The organism is Pseudomonas sp. FG86 (assembly GCF_057808775.1).
In genome coordinates this window covers 17,717-36,853 of sequence record NZ_JBMDIS010000016.1, presented here as the reverse complement: position 1 = coordinate 36,853, position 19,137 = coordinate 17,717, and the positions used below count along the sequence as shown (strand labels likewise).

13 protein-coding genes and 2 pseudogenes are annotated in these 19,137 nt (G+C 53.4%); 9 read left to right on the top strand and 6 right to left on the bottom strand.

The genetic code is table 11. The annotated features are described in order from the left end of the window. Positions 1–45: 45 nt before the first annotated feature. Complete coding sequence (locus ACODSV_RS13135; RefSeq protein WP_069076238.1) at positions 46–297, bottom strand: hypothetical protein; 252 nt, start codon at positions 295–297, stop codon at positions 46–48. 425 nt (positions 298–722) lie between these two features. Here ACODSV_RS13135 and ACODSV_RS13130 point away from each other — a divergent pair. The 3 genes and pseudogenes from ACODSV_RS13130 (at position 723) to ACODSV_RS13120 (ending at position 4,859) form a co-directional block, all read left to right on the top strand. After that, a pseudogene (locus ACODSV_RS13130) lies at positions 723–2,672 on the top strand (flavin monoamine oxidase family protein). A 115-nt stretch (positions 2,673–2,787) separates the two neighbouring features. Continuing rightward, positions 2,788–3,675, top strand: a complete 888-nt coding sequence (locus ACODSV_RS13125; RefSeq protein ID WP_024074520.1) for a nitrilase family protein — start codon at positions 2,788–2,790, stop codon at positions 3,673–3,675. A gap of 14 nt (positions 3,676–3,689) precedes the next feature. Further along, positions 3,690–4,859 (top strand): hypothetical protein, encoded by a 1,170-nt coding sequence (locus ACODSV_RS13120; RefSeq protein ID WP_190300924.1) that lies wholly within the window; start codon positions 3,690–3,692, stop codon positions 4,857–4,859. A gap of 176 nt (positions 4,860–5,035) precedes the next feature. On the opposite strand, the pseudogene ACODSV_RS13115 reads toward ACODSV_RS13120, so the two are convergent. Further along, a pseudogene (locus ACODSV_RS13115) lies at positions 5,036–5,479 on the bottom strand (hypothetical protein); the annotation flags it as partial. Between the two features lie 166 nt (positions 5,480–5,645). Here ACODSV_RS13115 and ACODSV_RS13110 point away from each other — a divergent pair. Continuing rightward, a complete protein-coding gene (locus ACODSV_RS13110; RefSeq protein ID WP_150095199.1) occupies positions 5,646–7,544 on the top strand; it encodes a hypothetical protein in 1,899 nt (632 codons plus the stop codon). A 161-nt stretch (positions 7,545–7,705) separates the two neighbouring features. Here ACODSV_RS13110 and ACODSV_RS13105 read toward each other — a convergent pair whose 3' ends face one another. Next, on the bottom strand, positions 7,706–9,610 hold the full coding sequence (locus ACODSV_RS13105; protein ID WP_150095198.1) for an RCC1 domain-containing protein: 1,905 nt from the start codon (positions 9,608–9,610) through the stop codon (positions 7,706–7,708). A gap of 103 nt (positions 9,611–9,713) precedes the next feature. Continuing rightward, positions 9,714–11,669 (bottom strand): RCC1 domain-containing protein, encoded by a 1,956-nt coding sequence (locus ACODSV_RS13100; RefSeq protein WP_150054683.1) that lies wholly within the window; start codon positions 11,667–11,669, stop codon positions 9,714–9,716. A gap of 516 nt (positions 11,670–12,185) precedes the next feature. On the opposite strand from ACODSV_RS13100, the gene ACODSV_RS13095 reads away from it, so the two are divergent. Both ACODSV_RS13095 and ACODSV_RS13090 read left to right on the top strand, forming a co-directional pair. Then, positions 12,186–13,682, top strand: coding sequence for a PAS domain S-box protein (locus ACODSV_RS13095; protein WP_024074518.1), 1,497 nt, complete (start codon positions 12,186–12,188; stop codon positions 13,680–13,682). Between the two features lie 131 nt (positions 13,683–13,813). Beyond that, positions 13,814–14,086 carry a DUF1652 domain-containing protein gene (locus ACODSV_RS13090; RefSeq protein ID WP_024074517.1) on the top strand — a complete coding sequence of 91 codons (273 nt, stop codon included), beginning with the start codon at positions 13,814–13,816 and terminating at the stop codon, positions 14,084–14,086. Here ACODSV_RS13090 and ACODSV_RS13085 read toward each other — a convergent pair. Both ACODSV_RS13085 and ACODSV_RS13080 read right to left on the bottom strand, forming a co-directional pair. Continuing rightward, positions 14,049–15,242 carry an MFS transporter gene (locus ACODSV_RS13085; protein ID WP_024074516.1) on the bottom strand — a complete coding sequence of 398 codons (1,194 nt, stop codon included), beginning with the start codon at positions 15,240–15,242 and terminating at the stop codon, positions 14,049–14,051. The two genes, ACODSV_RS13090 and ACODSV_RS13085, sit on opposite strands and share 38 nt — an antisense overlap. Before the next feature lie 87 nt (positions 15,243–15,329). Further along, positions 15,330–15,638, bottom strand: a complete 309-nt coding sequence (locus tag ACODSV_RS13080) for an RcnB family protein (protein ID WP_024074515.1) — start codon at positions 15,636–15,638, stop codon at positions 15,330–15,332. Between the two features lie 188 nt (positions 15,639–15,826). Between ACODSV_RS13080 and ACODSV_RS13075 the strand changes: the two genes are divergently transcribed. Genes ACODSV_RS13075 through ACODSV_RS13065 form a run of 3 tightly spaced genes read left to right on the top strand, consistent with a single transcriptional unit; the run spans position 15,827 to position 18,858 of the window. Beyond that, positions 15,827–16,384, top strand: coding sequence for a helix-turn-helix domain-containing protein (locus ACODSV_RS13075; RefSeq protein WP_041160891.1), 558 nt, complete (start codon positions 15,827–15,829; stop codon positions 16,382–16,384). Positions 16,385–16,395: 11 nt separating this feature from the next. Next, positions 16,396–17,742: a glutamine synthetase family protein gene (locus ACODSV_RS13070; RefSeq protein ID WP_024074513.1), complete on the top strand. Its 1,347-nt coding sequence runs from the start codon at positions 16,396–16,398 to the stop codon at positions 17,740–17,742. 18 nt (positions 17,743–17,760) lie between these two features. Next, positions 17,761–18,858, top strand: coding sequence for a DNA alkylation repair protein (locus ACODSV_RS13065; protein WP_024074512.1), 1,098 nt, complete (start codon positions 17,761–17,763; stop codon positions 18,856–18,858). The last annotated feature ends 279 nt before the right edge of the window (positions 18,859–19,137 follow it).

Sequence of the window (19,137 nt, the reverse complement as noted above, 5' to 3'; positions counted from 1 at the left end):
GATAGCGTGGCAATGCGCCCTTCACGACACCAGACACTCCCCTCCTCAAGGCTCGAGCATGGCCAAAAAGGTCTTCGACTTTGCCAGCATCCCCAGGTCCTGCAGTACATCATTGACGGCATCGAGGGTCCCCAGGTCCTCTGGACTGCCGGCCCCATCGACCACATGTTTCAACGCGGTCAAAAACGCCACCCTGCCCGAATCCATGCGGTCTGACTTGGTCATCTTGGACGAGATTCGCTTACGGGCAGCAGCCATTTTTTCCTCAAGATGAACGCTAAACTCATTTTTTGTCATGGCCAGGCTCCTTACTCATCTATGCGATGGACACATGCACCAGCCTACGGTGGGTGTAAGGGCTTGCCTACTGTCAGAGTTCACAGGTCCATACCAGTTGGTTTTTAGATACGTAGCGTCGTGAGCGACTACGTTAATTGATAATAACGTGTCGAACACATTCCGTTGTGGCAAGGAGGCTTACTATCAGGAGCATGTCACGCCAACTACCCTTAATTGAATGGCATGTTGGTCCAGTCCCTCATAACAAGGTGTAAATCCCACTCATGGCTTTGCTTCCCGACCGTGACTTTCAGATCAAGTAGTTTTCACCTACAAAACAACGCGACCTTCCTTAGCCAAAAATTACAACCTGCCTATTCCCGCCCCGCGAAATCACGTTCACGCTGTAAAAAGCCAATCAATTATTAATGGACAATACCAAAATGACTATCGGATCAGACTTCAATTACCCTGCAGACATCGCCACAAAACCCCATAGAAAAAAACGCTCTTCCAAAAGTAAGTGGACGGCAACCTTTCCAAACCCGCCAGATCTGTGTTTTGACTACCGCACTCTATTAGAACAAAAAAACGGAGTGGCACAAGCAACAGAGCCCCGTCATAAAATCTGTGTGATAGGCGCAGGAATTACAGGCCTAACAACCGCACGAGAATTACACAGGTGCGGGTTCACCCATATCACCCTGATTGAAAAATCAACGCGTATTGGCGGAAGACACCTTACGGCACTTGGAAGCAACAACACCAACACCCTTGGCAGACCCCCATTTGAAATGGGTGCAATGAGAATGCCTTTCTTCAACAAATCAAATGAACAACCAAAAGATGGGCGCTCGCTTATGGCGTATTACGCAAATGAGTTCGAACTGGCCCACTCAAATTTCCCGAACCCTGGTAGTCCATGGGTCCGATCAACTGGAATCTACCTCCAAGAAGGATGCATAGATGACAACGATCAACCAATAATGCTGATCTGGAAAAACACGGATGGAAGAACACCACCCCCAGGCAAGACCTTAGGGGTTGTCTTCGCAAAATGGACGGCATTCGCCGAGCACATGACATCAACAATCGCCCACTACTACGGCACTGACAAGTGGGAAGACTATTGGGCAGCTATCGTAAAGAGATACGAAGGCATTACATTTCGCGACCTTGTCAAAACACCAACGATTAGCGCTTGGAACGCTAACGATCCTGGTAATTTTGGAGGTATGGGAATGACGGCAGAAGAATCAGCAATTTTTTACTCTATCGGAATCGGTGCCGGTAGCTGGGGAGCATTCTATGACATATGTTCTCTTTATCCGATACGCACAGCCATATTCGGATTCAGCAGTCATCTCCAATTAATTCATGGGCGTGTAAATCCCGATGGCACGCCTATACCGTCCCCCTATTTGAATGCTCCTGAAGTTGTCGACTCAAGAGGACTAAAATTCAATAAGCCACATTATATAGGCCTTGCATCTTTGGCAGAGTCTTTACTATTTATAAAACCGACCGAAACCCAGGAGTCTCTATACGAACACTTGATAAAACGAGAATCCGGATTACTCACCAGCAGTTCAGTAACGAAACTGGAAAAACTAAAAAACGGGCAAATCCGAGTTCACTACACCTGGCATCCCATTCAATCAAAAATCACAAACTCATATTTTATCGACTTCGACTCAGTGGTAATGACGCTACCTTCATGGATAATAGAGACGCAGATTCTTCTTGAAAACTTCAATCAGGACATGCTTCCATTTGAAATTATTGCAGCGTACAAAACCGCGCACTGGGAGACCAGTTGCAAGGTCTACGCCCCCCTCAAAGAAACGTTCCTATAAAATAACAAAAACATCCCACAAGCGATAGTTACCGACAGTTTCATACATGACGTATACACTTACCGCTACAACGAAAACAGCACCTATGATTGCATACTTCTCAGCTACACATGGGAAGATGACGCCACAAAATTGTCTTCATTCAGCGACAACGAACTCGTCGAAAAATGCATAGAAGAACTTGACAGAATCCTCCTGAAATCAACAAACATAAAAGAACGAATATCTCCCTACATAGGGCACAAACAAGCACTTGTTCAACGCTGGATGAAAAACAAGCACTCCTTGGGTTGCGCAAAACTCTATCGTGCGGGCACGTATTATGACGCTGTCAGCCTTATGAAATACAACAGGGACTTTTCATACACGTCGGGACTGTATCTTTGCGGCGAGTCATTTTCCGTTGACGCGGGCTGGACAGAGCCATGCTTCAGAGGCGCTATAGACACAGTGATAAATATTTGCAACAAAACCCACGCAAACTTTAACGGCGATTTCACAATGCAAGATTACCCCGAGTATATAAATAAAAATTAAAGACTCAACAGAATCAGACTACATCACGACAGGAATCATCTGACTTCCATTTAAACACTTCATCACTTCTTATAAACATTCAACCATCCCGGTTGCATAATAAGAGGTCACCCCCATGCAAGAACCGACAAGCCCTACCCGCGTTGCTGTTATTCAATTTGCTCCGCAAGTCGGCGTTTTCAATAGAGCCGAAAACCTGCGTCAGAGCCTCGAACTAGCAAACGAAGCAGTGAACGGTGGCGCCAACCTGATCGTTCTGCCCGAACTCTCCAACTGCGGGTATTTTTTCTGCAGTCGCAAAGACGCGTTCGATCACGCTGAAGCGATACCGGACGGGCCAAGCGTGCGGGCGTGGATTGATTTTGCATGCAGGCATCAGGTTTATCTGGTGGCAGGCCTGAGTGAGATTGAAGGGGTGCAGTTGTTCAACACTGCCGTGCTGTTGGGACCCGACGGATTCATAGGCAAATATCGGAAAGCACATTTGTGGAACCTGGAAAAGCTTTGGTTCACTCCTGGCGATACAGGCTTTCCGGTATTTGAAACCCCGATCGGCCGAATCGGTCTGCTGATTTGTTGGGATATCTGGTTCCCGGAGGTGCCGCGAATTCTCAGCCAACAGGGCGCCGATATCATTTGCAGCCTGAACAACTGGGTGTGGACGCCACCACCGCTTTTTGACGAGGCAGGCAAATGCATGGCGTCGTACCTGACCATGACTGCAGCCCATGTAAACAACGTGTTTATCGCCGCAGCCAGCCGCATCGGTGAAGAACGGGATGCTCGCTACCTCGGATGCTCGTTGATTGCTGGAACCAACGGTTGGCCGATTGGCGCCGTAGCTTCGGCCAATCGGCAGGAAATTCTGTTTGCCGACATTGACCTCACGAGTGCCCGTAGCGCCCCTATATGGAACAGCCTCAATGACCTGCAACGGGACCGGCGCAATGACTTATACGATCAGATGCTCGGGTATTCCCGACACCCAGCCCTGCCGCGCTGATCAGAGGGGACGTCATGGAAACTTCATTTACCAAGACAGCTCGCCCCCGTTCGTGGACGGATATAACAGTCCTTAGCCTCGCGTTGACCAGCATTCTGTTGGTGATATGGGTTGTATTCAGTTATCGGGGGTCATGGCCTGGATACGATGAGATGGTCGTCAGCTTGCCGCATCCAGCAGCCTGGCTGCGCTGGGTGCTGGGAGATATCAGCGAGGTTGCCTTCTACAAGCATGAACTTGCTTCACTGGGTCTATTAGGCGGTGCTTACCTGGCTTGGTGGGCGAGCAAGCGCAACAAAGCCTGGCAGGGTTTTCCCATTTCCTATGGCACTGGATTGTGGCCTTGGCTTGTGACCAGCTCCCTGTTAGGGCTGCTGTTGAGCAATCTGCTATGGGGTTGGAGCATCACGGCAGAAACATGGCAACCGACGTTTGCAGCATTCGTTTCGTTGCCGGCAGCGATGGTGCTGATGTTTGGCGGTGGCTGGAAGGTCACACTCAACGCCGCGGTGCTTGGGGCATTGCTGGTTACGCCGATGTGCTTGTTGATCGTCAACTTTGTATGCGTGCCACTCGGCTTGCCGGTGGTCATCGGTAATGTGCTGGGCATGGCGGTGGGCAGCGTCATCGCGTTCATGCTGCTTCGCCGAGCCCCCTCAATAGTGCGCTCGGATTACGTCGCCCCAACCAAACCATTGCCGACCAGTCCACCCACTTATGGTGTCGTATGGAGTCTGCGCCGAGTACTAGCAGACTTCTCCGAAGCACCATTCTTTGGGAATGAACTTGCCAGTCTTGGTCTGTTGGCGGGAGTGTTACTGGCCTATACCCTGAACCCCATGAGCCCGGCTTACGGATCAGGATTGGTGCTGCACATGGTCGTCGCACAGGCTCTGACGTCAGCGCTGGGTGTAGTGATATGGAGGCATCAATGGATCAAGCATGGTTGGTATCCGACTTACGTTCCGCTGGTCTCGGTGGTGCCTGCCGCAGTATTGACCCACGGCGGTAGCGGCGTCGTGATTGCCTTAAGTGCAACACTGGGTGCGTTAATCGCCCCGCCGTTGGCGTGTGCTATCACCCAGCGGTTACCTGGACACTTTCACCCCTATATCGGCAATGTAATTTCAATGGCGATCAGTACGCTATTGGTTGTGCCTCTGATCGGTAAATTAATCACATAAGCTTGAGTGGTGAGGGGGATCGTCCCCCTCCCATGAAATGGCGTAATAAGACCGAATATCTGCCTTTACGACATAGTTCATCCACCTCTCAGCCGGGTGCAGGTGCTCATTAACCTGATCAACATGAAGTGTCTTGACCCGCGTTGGCATGATTGCGCGACGCGTGTTCAGTGCCAGGCGGCCTGAGCAGGATTGCTTGCTGCGACACTGGTCGATTGCTTGCCATCGACGGCGGCCTGGTCGGTTTTCTACTCGACGTTGGCCGGATCCAGTCAGGCTTGCCGCTTTGCTTGAGCAAGGTATCCAGCTCGCTTTGCAGGCTGTTCCAGTCCAGCTGGATGCCCTGTGCGCTCAGTTGCCGCGATGCTATCGCCCATCCCCGGCGCTACGGCAGCGATACCACTGCCCGCAACCGACAGGCCTTTATCGACCCCATTGCCGGCGGTGCAGACCACACTGGCGGCCAAACCCGCGAGCAACCAGGTAGTGAGCAAGATGGTGAGGATCCGGGCCAGCACACCTCGCACCTGGTAAGTCAGCAGGGCTATGGCGCTACCGGCCAGGACGGAACTCCAGGATTCGCGAAACAGCAAACGGCGGGGTTCATAGACAGAGGCCATAGAGACTTACTTGCACGTTAACAAACATTGATCTGTGCCAAAACACCGCTCGCTCGGTAGAACCTTTGGCGCGACCTGTTAATTCTGACAGTAGTCAGCAATGATCAAAGGGTGTTTGATTTATTTTCCTCATTCCATCGCCTCACTCCAATAATGGAGCTTCATTATGGATACTCCAAGCACGTACGAAGAGCTTTTACCGCCGGTAAAGATTCATGGGATACAGGCTCAAATTCCAGAGGATATAGAGCGCCCTGAAAACCCCAATGGGCCAGCTGACGGAGGCATTGGCCTTCGCCACGTTGAGCATCCACTGGTCGTGCATATGGATAGACCCGATGGCACCCCTCCAGGCACTGAGTTTCGCCTGTACTGGGGTAACGAGAATAACCACGTAGCCTATAAACGTATAACCGAGGCCGACGAGGGATTGACCTATATTCCACTGACCGTCTTCAAAAATCACATTCGAGAGTATTGGGCCGAATCAGTATTTGTCGAAGTCGAGCGTCCGAGCGGCAATCTGAGGAAGACTCAGCCGTTACGCTTACGGATCAATCTGCAACGCCCAGGAGGGCGAGACCTCGATCACGATCTGCCAGGCAATCAGAATCTAATATTTGAACTGCCAACAGACGTACTCAGGGATGGGGTAAACGATGAAATAGCCACTCGTGGCTTCGAAGTACTCTTTCGGCAATGGCTGAATATGTCCGCCTACGACCAGATCGTCCTTGCCTGGGGCTCACAAACCGTAACGCATCGAGTTACGCTTGATGAAGTCCAAAAAGACATAAAGGTCCGGGTTAATTATCCAACCATCGATGCAGCTGGGAACGGCGAAACCATTCCAGTAGCCTTCCAAGTCATTGGTCCAACCGGTAACTACCCTGATGAATGGGCGCCATGGTCGGCGATAACATTGGTGGACGTGCATCTGAACACCCAACGCCCGGAAGCACCTAAGGTAGTGTTTCCTATCACTGAGCGGGACATCGACCTGGAAGAGTTAGATAACCGGAATGTAAAAATCCAGTTCGAGATCGACGAATCCGATGCTCGAAACTACAGTCTTGTAACCCTTATATGGGCGGGCGTAGACAGTGAGGGAAACTCGGTTCCAGCGACGCCTAGTCAGGCTATCTCAGGGGAAGGAACCTATGAGTTTGAAATCGACAATGCACTGGTCACCGCAATAGCGAAGGGCACTTCGACTGTGCATTACCTTCTGCAGGGAGCGCTCCTGCCAGACAAACGCTCCTACAACCGTCATTTGAGGGTCATCGGCGAAATCACTGAATGGCTTGCACCGACAATAGATCAACAAATAGGCGACGATGTGGATCCTAATCTGCCTAAGATCACTATCCGTTTCCCCGCACAAATGAGCTGGCAACCGTCCAACACGTTATCAGTGACCATGCTCGCAGCAAGTGAAGAGGACACTGTCGAATACACGGACAGTCGACTAGTTGAAGAACTTCCACCCGATGAGGACGTGACATTTGATGTCCCGCAAGTCCACCTCAGGCGCTTTAACAATCGCCTTACAGAGGTGTTTTACAGTATCGACCGAGGTTCAGAACCTTCCAAAGAATCCCTGCGACGAACAGTACAAGTCGGAGAGATTAAAAACCCTTTTAAAGACGATACAAACTTCGACAACCACAATTGGAATAGTTGGACCAATAAAGTATCTGGCCGAGGTGAACTCGTCATTGATGGCGCTGAGAATGTTTGCTGGAAGGCATCTAAAACCAGTTCAGAAATAGTCGAGCCCGGATTACAAAAAATTTACGATCACTTGAACAGCGACACACAATATGAAGTAAGCTTTTATTGCAAAACCTCAGGCAACAACACGCAACCTGCGATTAGAATCGAATTTTCCGGAATGACAGTTATAAAAATGGTGATACCGAACAGAAACTGGGTGCGGTTCAGCCATGTATTTACCACTGGCACTTTAACGCCTGATAACACCCATACTGCGAAGATCTACTTTTCCGTCAACACCACGGCAACATTTCTCGTGGATCAAATCCAACTCCTAGAGATAACTTAAAGAAAAACATAATTATCAATCTCCACGAGAGGCGACATTCAAAGTCGCCTCTCTTATTACCATGATGGTCTTTACACCCAAAAAAGCCTCTACACCACAGCGCATAATCAAAGACGCCGAACAAGACATTCATGAACGTTAATCAACTATTGCGCGTGTATCTATCGTGTCCGAGGATCGACATGTTGATTTTTAACATTCCCCCCCCACAGCACGAACGTCCCATCACTGCGCTTGGCTGCAAACGACGGATCTACCGGCTGGGGGACTGGAGGTGGTGGCGGTGGCGATTGAACATAGGGATAGCGTTTGATCGAATACAGCTCCGTCACGCCACTCCGCAAATAGACTTCCAAATCCGGAGGGATTTCTCCAGCATCCTCCATCGCCAATGTCGCTCCCCATACCCATACCGCCCCTTCCGTTCCTCCTGCCGTAGTGATTACACCATAGGCGCCATTGGTACAGTAAACATCACGAATGAGGCTAGCCATAAGTACTTGACGCAATGCCGCACTCATCTGCCCTCCATGTGTATTCAAACCTGTCGTTATGAGAGAACTGGTTCGACCATCCTCATACCGGCCCAGCACAAAAAAACTGACGTCATTTGAATAGACGCTCACACTTCCATTATTTGTATTGACCGACGAAGAAACATTAAAATGCCTTTTTTGCATGCTGGACTTCTCCGACATGCGCCGGGGATAACCAGGCACCGGATCTGCATCTTCTAACGCGGTACTAATTTCCTCTTTAGTTTGAAGGTCTAGGGGTGCACCACCGTATTTCGTCGCGCCCCATGCTTCTGCCTGACCACTGCCGTTCACCATTAAAAAAGCCCATCTGGCAGCCTTACAGATTACAATGTTCCCACGTAATGCCAGCGCAGCTGCAGACGCAGACATGTTCCCACCCTCGCCCTCGCGCCCCCAACTTATTGCCCGCTGCCTGTTTTTAGTTATTGCGCAAAATGCACAAGTCGCAGCAATGACTGACTGCACACCTCCGTCGTCCAAAATCCTTTCCAGACGGTCCGCCGGGATAGTTCCCCCACCTGTCGCATGCCCCCATACGACAATGTCGCCATCTTCTGCAATCGCGCAAAATGAAATCGCTGATGCGACTATTTTCACTACAAACATTCTATCGAGTTGTGTTCGTACATTGGCGGGAATGCTGCCACCATTCTCGGGAATCCCCCACGCGTAAACCCGCCCACCAACGGTTCGAACAGCAAACGCGTCATCGGCAGCATAGATGGCGTCAGGAGGATCAAACCATAATGCCCGTTGAATATCTGCGGGCACAGTGGACGCCGGATTATTCAAAGGGCCTAACGCACCAATGCTATTTTCTCCAGGCTGCGGCTTATCATAGATAAAAGCAAAAGCACTCCGAGTACTATAAACAGACCTTATCCCTTGCAAGGGCGGTAATATCGCAGGAATGGTCGCGCCCCAACACAACAATTGATTCGTAGTGCCTAAGCTGACTAACGCAGCAAAACTAAACTCGGAAGAAAACAACTTTATCGCACTATTATTTTTTAGATAATTTCGTATTTCATCAGGTACCGGCAAGCCCCAACCATTTTGCCCTTCCAAATAAACATCACCGGTCTCAGGCACCAGGATTGCAAACACGCCCCCAGTAGAGACAAGCAACCTGTCTGCGGGTTCGGGAATATGAAATGAGAAATTCCCTCGTTGTTTCATGTAACACCACTCATTCTCCTCATCCGAAATATTTTGAAATCCAGAACGAACCTCATAAAGATCAGAAAAGGTTTCGACCCCCTCACTGCCATCAGAAGCGACAGGAACAACCGAGAACTGTAGAAACTTCTTTGCATCAGCGGGCTTTAACTTTATATCCAGCAACCCCTCTTCCACCAAACGGACGCCATTAATATACCAATAGAAGCGTGAGATACCTTCTGCGGCTCCGCCATTGCGATCGTAACTATAAATACCATGTACAGTAGCACCGACTAGAATATCTCCGATAATCTCTAGATCAGAAGCAACAGGAGAACCTGCTTCCTCTTCTTTATGAATTTCCATTTTTTTGCTCCCAGCAACAATACCTATAGAAACAGAAAAGACCTTGGGCTTAGGGTGCAAGCCCAAGGCTGATTAACTTTTCGTGATAGCAATGCCGACTCCGTTACTTGGGAAAAATCACTTCATTGGGAACAAGAGTCCGCGCTCCCCATATGGCATAACTGCCATTTTTACTCCTTGCAGCAAACGCAGAAGGTAGCCGAGCGGCGGAAGGAGCTTGAGTAGGCATTTGCTTCATGGAATAAAGTTCTTGTACGTTTGCTGCCACATAACTCTTCAAGGGTTCGGGGACTTCACCTGCTTCGTTCTGAGCATTCGTTCCACCAAAGACATTGACAGCGCCTTCCACACTCCCTTGATCACTAATAATTCCGTAAGCACCATTAGTACATTTTATTGAAGTTATTTTACTGGCCATCAGCACTTGACGGACCCCCTGAGGAATCGAGCCGCCATATCCACTATTGCCCCATGCAATTAAACTCTCGGTGCGGCCATCTGCATGCTGACTACATAAAAAGAAGCTCGTGTCATTAGAGGACAATGTAATTGTTCCTGACTCGGTAATCAGCTTATAAAGACTACTGCTCGTGTCTCCGACACTATCACACACGCATGTAATGCTTTTATCCAGAAAACGCTTACGGTACCACTCCTCAACATTCATAGTTTTAAACACAGCCGAGATTCGAGCCTTTTCACCGCTCTCATTGAGTACTTGCTCAGCATCTCTCGCCTCACTTGAGGAGGGGGTCGTCCCCCCCATATCAGATTTCCCCCACGCTTCGATATCTCCGAATCTATTCATCATACAAAATGCCCAAGCAGACCCCTTGCACATGACAATACCGCCACGAGCGGATAGTGCCTTGGCCGCGTCGGTCATGGTGCCACCTTCAGCCCCTCCCCAGCTCACGGCTTTTCTCCTACGCCGTGTGATCGCACAAAAAGCATTACGACTGGCGACTACCTGAACAACGCCATCATCATCGAGAATAGTTTCAATATCCGAAGGGTTAGGAACTCCTCCCATTTGGATACTTCCCCATGTCACAATACTTTTAATACTAGGATCAGAGAATCGCTCATAACCAATCGCACAGAATGCACCGCCGCTACTGATGATTTGTTCAACATTGAGCCGGTCCAACTGGGTTCTGACAGTGCCTGAGATAAAACCGCCTCCATCACGATTGCCCCATGAATACACACGCCCAGCTTCAGTCAACACAGCGAAGGATAATGGAGCAGCATAAATTGCCCGAGGCTTGTCGAATAACAAGGTTCGCTGAATATCCTCCGGTACAACCCCGCCATTCGCCGCATGACCAAAAGCACCAATAGTATTTCTACCCGGAGGAGGATTATCATAAATAAATGCAAAAGCACCGAGATTACTATAAACATACCGTACATTATTCAGCTCAAGCTCCGGTGGAATTGCACCAATATTTGCCCCCCACAACAACAACCGCTTAGTACTACCTAACACTGGAACAAGAGCAGCAAAATCTTTTTCAGTTGAGTAGATACGTGTTGCGGGGTTATTCTGCAAATACTGTAGAATTTCAGTCCCTGGTGTTCCTGCATGCGCTCCACTTCCCTTAACCGTGACGCTTTGGCTACTCCCATCCATCACAGAATAGGCACCGCCACTTGAGATAAATATTTGATCACTTGGTTCGTGATTATAAATAGCAAAACTGCCACGTTGCTTTAGGAAGCTATTCTCACTCTCCTCGTCAGATATATTCTGATATCCAGTACCTATATGATAGAGCTGTGACACGACCTCGCTACCAATTGCACCGCTATCTGACTTTGGCGCAACGGAAAAGCGCAATGTTCTTCCCGCTGCACTGGACCTGATTGGAAAATCCAAATTTTCCGTTGGCGCATATTGCTGCTCATCTATAAACCACCTATAAATCGACCCTTCTTCCGGCCCAGTCCCAGCACCATCATAAAAATAACTTCCTCGAACCGAACCTCCAGGAACCAGCTCGCCTATAATAGTTACATTAGTCGCCTTCGGCAGCGCGATTGTAGAGCTTTTCATATCTTCATCTCCTACAAGTTATCTAGAACACTCAAAAAACAAACAAACCCCTTAAACGATATCTCTCCCTGACCGCCTCCAAAAATCAAAAAACACACCCCTAAAGACTAATACTTTTTGCCTTACAGCCTTTGATTTAAGCCGCATCAGAATTTAGTTAACCGCCACTTTCCAGCGACGTCTACTGTCATTTCTAACAGGTCAGCATACCGTTCGTCTTTTAACTTCATGAACTCAGACAAGACGCTCAAAAAAACCGACCAACACATCAATTAATTAGCGCTCAAATGGCGAGTTTATTGATAAATTTTGGCAACCCCATCAACAACCTTAATCATCATTTGCTTGTACTTATCGAGTGTTAACTCCGCCCGAACACAAACACAGCCTTCCTACCGGCACATTCGCCCCTGCCGCCGCTCAACAATTGCTGTGCACTATCTTGAAGCCCGGATGTCGTACTTCCCATGCGCCCCTCCCCCGCCCGGGACACGGATCGCCAACCACGGAGAAACCATGAGCCAGGACGTCTTAGCCAAAGAAACCAACCGCCGCCAACTGCAGCAGATCATTTCCGGTCTGTCCGATGGTGTGATACTGGCCGAGGTCGACCAGACCATCCTCTGGGCCAATGAAGCCGCGCTGACCATGCACGGTGTCAGCGACGTCCTGGCGCTGGGCGCCAACACCGAGCAGTACGCCAAGCGCTTCGCCCTGCGTTATCGCAACAACCACCCGCTGCCGCTGGACAGCTACCCGCTGAGCCGTGTGGCAGCCGGTGAAGAATTCAGTGATGTGGTGGTGGAAGTCACGCCCCTCGACGACGACCACCGCAGTTGGGTGCACCGCCTGCGCAGCCTGGTGCTGACCGACGCGCGCGGGGAGCCGGAGTTGCTGGTGCTGATCCTCAGCGATGCCACCGAATGGGCCAGCGCCGAACAACGCTTCGAGAAAACCTTCAACGCCAACCCGGCGCCCGCCGTAATCTGCCGCCTGAGCGACCTGCGCTATATCAAGGTCAATCAGGGGTTCCTGGAGATGACCGGCTACAACCGCGACCAGGTGATCGGCCGCTCGGTGTATGAACTGGATGTGCTGGAACAGGCCGAGCGCAAGGACCTGGCCATCCAACGCCTGAGCGAAGGGGCGACCATCCCGCAGATGCAAGCCGAACTGCGCCTGCCCGAAGGCGGCAGCAAGTTGGTGATCGTCGCTGGCCAGCCGTTGGACATGAATGAGGAAGACTGCATGCTGTTTTCCTTCACCGACCTGGAGCCACGACGCAAGGCGGAAATCGCCCTGCGCCAGAGTGAAGAACGCTTCGCCAAGTCGTTTCGACTGACCCCGGTGCCCACCCTGGTATGCAGCGCCGCCAACCGCCAGGTGGTGGATATCAACGAGGCGTTCATGAACATCACGGGCTACATCAGTGAAGAGTTGATCGGCAAGGCCATCGAAGACATCGACTTTATCGACAGCGCCCAGGCCTGTGCGCAGCTGTTCACTACCTTGGAAAAAGCCGGCAACCTCGATGGGCTGGACCTGAAGGTGCGCAAGAAAGGCGATGAGGTGATCGACTGCGTAGTCTCCGCCGACACCGTGATCATCCAGGACGTGCCCTGCTACCTGATGGTGTTGATGAACATCACCGAACGTAAACGCTCGGAGCTGGAACTGGTGGCGGCCATCGAAGAAGTGATGCAGGACGCTTCCTGGTTCAGCCAGACCCTGATCGAAAAACTGGCCAATGCCAAGAGCGTCAACAGCCCCAACCTGCCAAACGTTACCTTCACCGACCTCACTGCCCGCGAGCGCGATGTGCTCGGATTGATCTGCGAAGGCCTGGCCGACAAGGAGATCGCCTCACGCCTTAAACTGGCGCCGAATACCGTGCGTAACCATGTGGCGACGGTGTACTCCAAGCTGGGGGTGCACAGCCGTAGTGCAGCCATCGTCTGGGCCCGTGAACGCGGGTTGTTTGCCGGAGAAATGCGGGTCAAGAACAAGCGCTAAAAGTGCAAATGCACTAGTGAGGCTAGTGCGAATTCGCCTTATCGCGTGTCGTTGCAATCCTTAACCTTCCAGGGTGAGCACAGGTCTTTGAACCTGTGCAGTCGCAAAACGACCCCCTTGAAGGAACCCACATGTTCACCCTCTCTCAACTGCGAAATTGCATCGAAGAAGGCCTGGCGCCGCTGACCTGCGAATTCACACTGTGCCGGGACGCATCGCTGACCCTCAAGGTCTACGACGCTCAAACCGGTCGGGTCGACCTGGTCGTGACCGGCATCAACACCAATCGGCTGCAGACCCCACAAGAAGTGGAAAAGATGGTCGAAGAGCTGCGCTACGAACTGCAAAGCAACAACATGGGCAAGCTCATGATCGATGACTTGCCTTCAACGACGAACCAATGAAATAGAACACCCCGCCCGCGACGATAAACGCACCGAGCATGTAGAACATGTAGTGTGCCGGCAGGCTGGCCAGCACCAGCCCACACAATACCGGCCCCAGGGCGGCACCGAGGTTCGACAGGTTCTGCGCACCGTAGTACATGCCCCGCAGGTGGTCCGGGGCAATCCGATCGATAAACATATACTCGGCCGGGAACACGATGATTTCCCCAATGGTGAACACCGCCATCGCCAGCACCCACCACCACACGCTGGTGGACAGCGCGAAACCGATCAAGCCCAGCATGAACATGCTCAGGCCGAAGATCAGCCAGCGGCTCAGGTGACGGTGGGAAATACGTCGGCCGATCACATACTGCAAGGCAATCACCAGCACGGCATTGGTGGTGAGTACGGCGCTGATCACGGTGTAGGTATATTCCGCCGTGGTGGTGGTCACCAGGTACTGCGACAGGTACGCGGTGAACTGGCCGAACACCACCGCACTGAGCAGGCCACCCAGGGTGAAGCACACCAGGCGATGGTCGCGCAGCAGCACGCCGCCAACGGCCAGGAATGACACCGGTTTTTGCATCGCATCGGCGGTAGCCAATGAGCGATCACCCCAGCGCCAGTACAGCAGGAAAAACCCCACCCCCAACAGGGCCGACAGAATGAACGGCAGGCTGATATCCAGCTTGGCCACCATCGCGCCAAACCACGGCCCCACCGCATAGCCGATATTGGTCAGGGTGTACTTGATGGAAAACACTTCACTGCGCGCCTCTTCCGGCAACAGGCTGGCGAAACCGGCCTTGACGGCAATGTCGATCACCGCATAAGCAAGGTTGATCAGGATCAGGCAGCTGTAGAACGTCCAGATATTCTGCGCGAGTACCGTGCCGACAAAGCCCAGCGCAAATAGCACGCTCAACCCGAGCAGCAGCCGATAACTGTTGATGCGATCGACCAGAAACCCGCCATAGACGCTGAGCAGCGAACCGACAATCAGCGAACTGCCGATGACCAGGCCGACCTGGCTGATGTCCAGTGCAAAGTGGCTGGTCAGGTAGATCACGAGGTAGGGGAAGGTGATGGCTTTGGCCAGCGTCAGCATCAAGGTAGCCGACAGCAGCAGGTTCACGGTGCGGGGGTAGTTTCTTATTGTGGCAAGCATCCTGCTCTTTTCCTTAAAGGTAACGCGACCATTTCAGCCGGTTACCTTAACCCAGGAATCTCGAAAAAAGCAGGTGCTGCCACCTGCTTATTTCTTGACTGGGGTGATCTCGAGAATGGTGCCGTTGGTGGTTTTGAGCAGCACGAACTTGTCACCCACCCGTGCCCACTGGCTGTCTTCTTCGGGTTGCTTGAGGCCGCGCTTTTTCCAGTCGCTGACGGCCGACTCCTTGCGCATCAGGATATCCGGAGCGCGGTCGCCCTCTTTCAAGTCGCGGGTGTTGATGTTGGAGGGCTGCACAGTTTCCTGCGGGGTATCTCCAGCCTGCACGACAAAGCTGGCGGTGGACAGGCTGGCGGCGACCAGCAGGCAAGCAGCGAGTGTTCTGGACTTCATGGGGGCTCCTTCAATGAATGACACGTACCCAGGTTCCGACCGCAGGCACGGGGAATCATTCAGCCAGAAGTGAGCAGCACGAACGCCTGGCGCCGTCGAGGGCGAACAAACACGGCTCCGACTGCATGGGCATTGCCTGCGTGAAATTAATCCTGTAATTTTTCATGAAATTATTCGACATAAATTTCATGAGCCAACAAGAAGAACTCGCCACCCTGGCTGCGCTGATCCACGACCTGCGTAAGCACAAGAAGCTCACCCTCGCCCAATTGGCGCGAAAAATCGAGCGTTCGGTGGGCTTCCTGTCCCAGGTTGAGCGTGGCCTGTCGCGCCCGACCGTGGCGGATCTGACCGCCATCAGCCACGCCCTCGATGTGCCAACCACTTACTTCTACAGCCGGCCCAAACCCAAGGCCGTGGACTGGGTGACCCGCCCGAATGAGCGGCGCACGGTGTATTACGCCAACGGCATCACCGACATCCTCGTCTCGCCCAGCATGAACGGCGCGTTCTCGATGCTCGACAGCCTGCTGGCCCCCGGCGCCAACAGCGGCGAACAGAGCATGAGCGACCGCGCCGAGCAGGCCGGTTTTGTACTGGAAGGCGAGTTGACGCTGTGGGTGGAAGGCGAAGCCGAATCGGTGACCCTGGGCCCCGGCGACAGCTTCCACCTGGCCAGTTACGCCCATTGTCGCTATGCCAACCTGACCGATCTGCCCGCCCGCGTGCTGTGGGTCTACAACTAGGAGCAACACCCGTGAAAAGCCATGCCTCCACGTTACTGGCCGAAGTACGGACCTTTCGCCAGAACCATCCCGACGTGCGTTACGTCGACCTGATCGCCCTGGACATCCCCGGGCATTTCTACGGCAAGCGCTACCCGGTGGAGATGCTGGAAAAAGTCGCCGCCGGCGGCCCATTGAAATTGCCGCAAAATGCCGTGCTGCTGGGAACTCAGGGCGGGCTGTTCAAGATCGGCGACTACTGCTTCAACGACGGCGACCCCGACGCCAACCGCCGCCTGGTGCCAGGCACGCTCAAGCCAGTGAGCTGGGAGAGCCAGCCCCTGGGGCAGATGCTGATCACCTCGGACGGCACCGAGGCGCCCATCGAATTCGAGCCTCGGGAAGTGTTGGCCAAGGTGCTGGAGCGTCTGCACCACAAAGGCATTCACCCGGTGGTCGCGTTTGAGCTGGAGTTCTACCTGTTCGACCGCAAGCTCGACAATGGCCTGCCGCAATATGCCCGTGACCCGTTGAGCGACGACGCCGATGACCAGCCCAACCTGCATATCGAACGGCTGTCACGTTTCTCGCAAGTGCTCGACGATATGGCGCAAACCGCCAAGGACCAGGGCATCGACATCACGGTGATCACCGCCGAACTCGGCCCTGGCCAGTTCGAGATCAACTTCGGCCACTTGGACGATGGCCTGCGTGCCGCCGACTGGGCCGCCCTGTTCTGCCGCAGCACCCGTGGCGTCGCGCTCAAGCATGGCTACCGCGCCAGCTTCATGGCCAAGCCCTACCTGCAATTTCCCGGCAGCGGCATGCATGTGCATGTCAGCCTCTATGACGGCGCCGGCAATAACTTGCTCGCGGCGCACCAGCAACAACCCCTGCGCCATGCCGTTGCCGGCTGCCTGGAGTTACTGCCGCACTGCATGCCGATATTCTCACCGAACCACAACGCCTTTCGCCGCCTGGGCGGTACGGTCAACGCGGCAACCCGTGCGAGCTGGGGCTTTGAAGACCGCGATGCGTGCGTGCGCATTCCCGAGTCCGACCCACGCAACCTGCGCATCGAACACCGCCTGGCCAGCGCCGATGCCAACCCGTACCTGGTGCTGGCGGCGATCCTGGCCGGGCTGGAACATGGGCTGGAGGCCAAGCGCGAACCCATCACACCGCTGAACGAGGACCGCACCAGCGGCGCCGACTTCCCCCTGGAAATGCTCGACGCCGTGCGCGCCATGCAACATCACCCCGTGGTACGCGATAAGCTGGGGGCGGAATTTGTCGACGTGTACTGCGAAAACAAGCGTCAGGATCACTTGGCGTTTCAGCAAGAGATCAACGCGCGGGAGTACCGCTGGTTTCTCTAACCCCCACAGGAATCACCGATGACCGACCAAAGCGCCCCGGCCCTCAAGGAAATCTTCAACGTCGAACGCCTGCAACACATCGCCACCGAAATGAGCGCGGTGTATCCGGCGTTCGACGCCAAGGGTTTCCTCAAGCATGCGAAGGCCGGGTTGGCCGAGTTGTCGGTGATGCAGCGCATGGCGCGGGTCAGCGAGAGCCTGCACGCGGTAATCGCGCTGGATTACCCGCAGACCCTGAAATTGCTCTACGCCTTGGCGCCGCGCCTGAACAGCGGGTTTGTCAGCCTGTTCCTGCCGCACTACGTGGCGAGTTACGGCCGGGATGACTTCAAGCGCTCCATGGCCGCGCTCAAATACTTCACCACGTTCGGTTCGGCCGAATTCGCCATCCGGCACTTCCTGTTGCACGATTTCCACCGCACCCTGGCGGTGATGCAACAGTGGTCGCGGGACACCAACGAACACGTACGTCGCCTCGCCAGCGAGGGCTCGCGGCCACGCCTGCCCTGGTCGTTTCGCCTGGCCGAAGTGCAGGCCAACCCCGAGCTGTGCGCGTCGATCCTAGACAACCTCAAGGCCGACAGCAGCCTCTACGTGCGCAAGTCCGTGGCCAACCATCTCAACGACATCACCAAGGACCACCCGGACTGGGTGCTCAGCCTGATTGAAGGCTGGAACCTCGACAACCCCCACACCGCCTGGATTGCACGCCATGCACTGCGCAGCCTGATCAAGCAAGGCAACACCCGGGCACTGACGATCATGGGCGCAGGGGCCAAGGCCGAGGTGAAGATTCATCATTTGAACGTCTCGCCGGCGGTCATCAAACTGGGCGAGCGCATCAACCTGTCGTTCAGCCTGGAGTCCACCGCCGCCACCGCGCAAAAGCTGGTGGTGGACTACGCCATCGACTATGTCAAAAGCGCCGGCCACAGCGCGGCCAAGGTGTTCAAGCTCAAGGCCTTCACGCTGGCGGCGGGTGAACATCAACGCATCAGCCGCGAGCAGCACATCCGCGAACTGACCACGCGCAAGCACTACCCTGGCAGGCATAAGGTGCATGTGCTGGTGAATGGGGAGCGATTGGGCAGTGCGGAATTCGTATTGCGCGATTGACTCGATTCAACCAACGCCACCCATCAAAGTGGGAGGGGGCTTGCACCCCCATGACCGCATTTTTGCGGCGAACGGGCTGTTGTGGCTAGCCGGCTTGTTGTGGCGAGCGGGCTTGCCCCGCGTTGGGCTGCGAAGCAGCCCCAATAAAGCAGAATGCGGTGTATCAGATATTGCCGGGGCGGCTGGTCTTGGGGCTGCTTCGCAGCCCAACGCGGGGCAAGCCCGCTCGCCACAGGGGCTCCAGTTTGCTGCGCGACAGCGCCAAGTTGGAGATTTAGC